Raw genomic sequence first — 260 nt, forward strand, 5'->3', positions numbered from 1 at the left:
GTGGGGGCGGTGTGGGGCCAGGCCTTCTCCCCCTGGCTCCTCTTCCGGGGAGGCAGGGCGCTGGCCCCGGCGGCGGGGGCCCTCCTGGCCGTGGACCCCAGGCTCCTCCTCCTCGCCCTCTTCCTCTTCGCCCTCCTCTACCTCGCCTTCCGCAGGCCGGGGCGGGCGGTCCTGGCGGTGGCCCTCGCCCTTCCCCTCCTCGCCGCCCTTCTCGGAAAGACCCCTTTCCACCTCCTCTTCGGCCTTTTGGTGGGCCTGCC

At 74.2% G+C, this 260-nt stretch carries 1 protein-coding gene; it reads left to right on the forward strand.

Annotated features, from left to right (window positions below):
* Nucleotides 1–260, forward strand: a 260-nt coding sequence (locus AC01Y6_RS05545) for a glycerol-3-phosphate acyltransferase (protein WP_476670628.1), incomplete at both ends; no start/stop codon positions are given.

It is taken from the genome of Thermus sp. (genome assembly GCF_056332225.1).